Raw genomic sequence first — 3,459 nt, 5'->3', positions numbered from 1 at the left:
CCCGCCGCAGCTAATTCGCCGCTCGGCGCCGGCGGTCGTGCCGGCGCCCCTGGTTGTCAGGCACCGCGCGCCGGGCGCGGTGTGAGGAGTACGCCTTGAACGACCCGATCATTTCCATCCAAGGCCTGAACAAAACCTACGAGGGTGGTTTTCAGGCGCTCAAGCACGTGGATCTCTCCATCCAGCGTGGCGAAATCTTCGCCCTGCTCGGCCCCAACGGCGCAGGCAAGACCACGCTGATCAGCCTGGTGTGCGGGCTGGTCAACCCCACCGCCGGCCACATCACCGTCGACGGCTTCGACAACGTCAAGCAGTACCGGCAAGCGCGCGAGCGCATCGGCCTGGTGCCCCAGGAGCTGACCAACGAAGCGTTCGAGACGGTGTGGAACACGGTGAGCTTCAGCCGCGGCCTGTTCGGCAAGCCCCCGAATCCTGCCCACATCGAGAAGGTGCTCAAATCGCTGGCGCTGTGGGACAAGCGCGACAACCGGTTGATCACGCTCTCCGGCGGCATGAAGCGGCGCGTGCTGATCGCCAAGGCGCTCTCCCACGAGCCGCGCATCCTGTTTCTCGACGAGCCCACCGCCGGCGTCGACGTGGCGCTGCGCCGCGACATGTGGGAGGTGGTGCGCCGACTTCGCGACGACGGTGTCACCATCATTCTCACCACCCACTACATCGAGGAAGCCGAGGAGATGGCCGATCGCATCGGCGTGATCAACGGCGGCGAAGTGGTGCTGGTGGAGGAGAAGACGGCGCTGATGAAAAAGCTCGGCAGCAAGCAGCTCACCCTCGAGCTTCACACGCCGCTGCTCATGCTGCCGGCGCGGCTTCAGGTCGATACGCTCACCCTGAGCGACGACGGCCGCTCGCTGGTGTACACCTACGACGGCCACCAGGAAGAGCAGGGGCGCGGCGTCTCGGCGCTCTTGAGCGTGCTCAACGAAGAGGAGATTCTGGTGAAGGACGTGCACACCCGGCAGAGCTCGCTGGAGGATATTTTCGTCGACCTGGTCAAGGAGCGCTCATGAACCTCTACCCCGTCCGTTCGATCTACATGGCGGAAATGGCGCGTACCCGACGTACGCTTCTGCAGAGCATCGTCTCGCCGGTGATCTCCACCTCGCTCTACTTCGTGGTGTTCGGCGCGGCGATCGGCTCGCGCATCAGCGAGATCGATGGCGTGAGCTACGGCGCCTTCATCGTGCCCGGGCTGATCATGCTGATGCTTTTGACCCAGAGCGTCTCGAACGCCTCCTTCGGCATCTTCTTTCCCAAGTTCTCCGGCAGCATCTACGAGATTCTCTCCGCGCCCATCTCGTATCTCGAGGTGGTGGTGGGCTACGTGGGGGCGGCGGCGTCGAAGTCGATGCTGCTTGGATTGATCATCCTGGGCACCTCGAGCTTCTTCGTGCCGCTCGAGATCGCCCACCCGTTCTGGATGCTGACCTTTCTGGTGCTCACCGCCGTCACCTTCAGCCTCCTGGGCTTCATCATCGGCATCTGGGCCGACGGCTTCGACAAGCTGCAGATCGTGCCGCTGTTGATCATCACCCCGCTGACCTTTCTGGGCGGCAGCTTCTACTCCATCGACATGCTGCCGCCGTTCTGGCAGAGCGTGACGCTCGCCAACCCGGTGGTGTACTTGGTCAGCGGCTTTCGCTGGAGCTTCTACGGCATCAGCGACGTTAGCCTCTGGGCGAGTGTCGGCATGATCACGCTCTTTCTGGCGGCAAGCCTGGCCACCGTGGGCTGGATCTTTCGCACCGGCTATCGGCTGAAACCCTGAGAGCGTTTCTCCTCGAACGCTTCCCGTCGACCGCTTCCTCGTTTAAAAGGCTTCTCTTTTTATGCCGCTTCTGCAAAGCATCGTGCATCGCCTGGACCCCACCCTCGACGGGGAGCGCCTGACCGTGACCCCCGCGCCCGCTGCCAGTGCGCCGGAGGATGCGCACATGGCGAGCCTCGTCGGCAAGCTCGGGGATGCCTACAACACCAAGGCCAAGGGTTGGGGGCGTTTCGCAAGCGAGGGCGACCAGGCCGGGCCGCTGGTGGCCTGGCTTAAGGCCTACCTCGCCGGCGAGCAGGATTTCCTGGCCTTCACCACGGCGCTCACCGAGCGCCTGGCCTCGGAGCTCAAGGAGGCGCTCTCGGTGAGCGGCTACCTGGTCGTCGCCCACCAGCGCCAGGGCGACACCGAAACGCTGTTCTTCGCCCTGGTGCACCAGCGCGAAGGCATCGGCATCGATGACGCCCACCAGGCCGTGCCTGCCGCCCAGCTCAACGCCCAGCAGTTGACGCTTGCCGCGCGGGTCAATATCACCCAGTGGCGGCAGGATGAGGGCAGCCAGCAGTACGTGTCGTTTCTCAAGGATCGCGGCGCGAAGAAGCTTGGCGACGGCGTCGCGGCGGTGCTCGGCGTGGAGGAGGGAGTCGACGCTCCGGAGCAGACCCGCACGCTGCTCAAGGCGTTCAGCGACTACGTCGAAAAGGAGGACTTCGACGAAGACACCAGTCGCGAGAAGACCGATACGCTGGTGGAGTACGCCAGCGAGCAGATGCGCCGCGGCGAGCCGATGACGTTGGACGAGCTCTCGGAGCTGGTCGACGAACGCGCACCCAAGGCGTTCTATGATCACATCCGCAACGCCGACTACGGCCTCTCGCCGGAGATTCCGCCGGACAAGAAGACCCTGAGCCAGTTTCGCCGCTTCACCGGCCGCGCTGGCGGCGTCTCGATCAGCTTCGACTCGCACCTTCTGGGCTCGAGCATCGAGTACGACGAGGGCCAGGACCGGCTGATCATCAAGCAGGTGCCCAAGCAGCTCAAGGAGCAGCTCGCCAAGCGCAAGGGGTGATGCGGGTGAATAATCGTGAATCGTGAGTGGTGAATCGTTGGTTGTCGGGATGAACCTGTGTAGCGAGGAGAGCGCATGCTGGAGGCGATTCGAGATTTTTTCCACGAGGTGCTGGCCGAGCCGGAGCGGCGTGAGCGTCATCACCTGACCCTGGAGCTGGCGACCGCCGCACTCTTGTGCGAAGTGATGCGCGCCGACTACGAACAGACCGAGGCCGAACGATCGGCGCTCGAGCAGATGCTGATGACGCGCTACCGGCTGGATGGCGCGCAGGTGGCCGAGCTGATGGCACTGGCCGAAGCCGAGGTCGAGCAGGCGGTGGACCACTACCAGTTCGTGCGCCTGATCAACGATCACTACGACTACGCGAAGCGCTGCGAGCTGGTGGCCCTGATGTGGCGGCTCGCCTGGGCGGATGGCACTGTCGACCCGCTCGAGGAGCACCGCATTCGCCGCCTGGCGGATCTTCTGTACGTCGGCCACGGCGACTTCATCCGCGCCAAGCTCGAGGCAGAAAAGCACCGCGACGCGTGATCACTCCGGCGTGTTGCCTTGACCTGAATGCATCAACACGTTGGCCACCAGCCGGTTCAGCTGCTGC

General features: G+C 64.2%; 4 protein-coding genes. All 4 read left to right on the top strand.

Annotation, left to right across the window (positions count from 1 at the left end; all coding sequences use genetic code 11):
- Positions 1 to 95 precede the first annotated feature (95 nt).
- The 4 genes from BIS11_RS13270 (at position 96) to BIS11_RS13255 (ending at position 3,392) form a co-directional block, all read left to right on the top strand.
- Positions 96 to 1,031 carry an ABC transporter ATP-binding protein gene (locus tag BIS11_RS13270; RefSeq protein WP_253424614.1) on the top strand — a complete coding sequence of 312 codons (936 nt, stop codon included), beginning with the start codon at positions 96 to 98 and terminating at the stop codon, positions 1,029 to 1,031.
- A complete protein-coding gene (locus BIS11_RS13265) occupies positions 1,028 to 1,789 on the top strand; it encodes an ABC transporter permease (RefSeq protein ID WP_253424617.1) in 762 nt (253 codons plus the stop codon). Before BIS11_RS13270 ends, BIS11_RS13265 begins: the two co-directional genes overlap by 4 nt.
- A 61-nt stretch (positions 1,790 to 1,850) precedes the next feature.
- Positions 1,851 to 2,858 carry a nucleoid-associated protein gene (locus tag BIS11_RS13260; protein ID WP_253424621.1) on the top strand — a complete coding sequence of 336 codons (1,008 nt, stop codon included), beginning with the start codon at positions 1,851 to 1,853 and terminating at the stop codon, positions 2,856 to 2,858.
- A gap of 75 nt (positions 2,859 to 2,933) precedes the next feature.
- Entirely contained in the window at positions 2,934 to 3,392 is a 459-nt protein-coding gene (locus BIS11_RS13255; RefSeq protein ID WP_253424625.1) for a TerB family tellurite resistance protein, read from the top strand.
- The last annotated feature ends 67 nt before the right edge of the window (positions 3,393 to 3,459 follow it).

Source organism: Halomonas sp. 707D4 (assembly GCF_024158685.1).
Taxonomy (GTDB): Bacteria; Pseudomonadota; Gammaproteobacteria; order Pseudomonadales; family Halomonadaceae; genus Vreelandella.
The sequence above is the reverse complement of the archived record's forward strand: the minus strand, read 5'-3'. Positions and strand labels throughout refer to the sequence as shown.

Bases quoted from the DNA above. Each gene is read 5' to 3' on its own strand.
- BIS11_RS13265 (WP_253424617.1), top strand. From the start codon at position 1,028: ATGAACCTCTACCCCGTCCGTTCGATCTACATGGCGGAAATGGCGCGT.
- BIS11_RS13255 (WP_253424625.1), top strand. From the start codon at position 2,934: ATGCTGGAGGCGATTCGAGATTTTTTCCACGAGGTGCTGGCCGAGCCG.
- BIS11_RS13260 (WP_253424621.1), top strand. From the start codon at position 1,851: ATGCCGCTTCTGCAAAGCATCGTGCATCGCCTGGACCCCACCCTCGAC.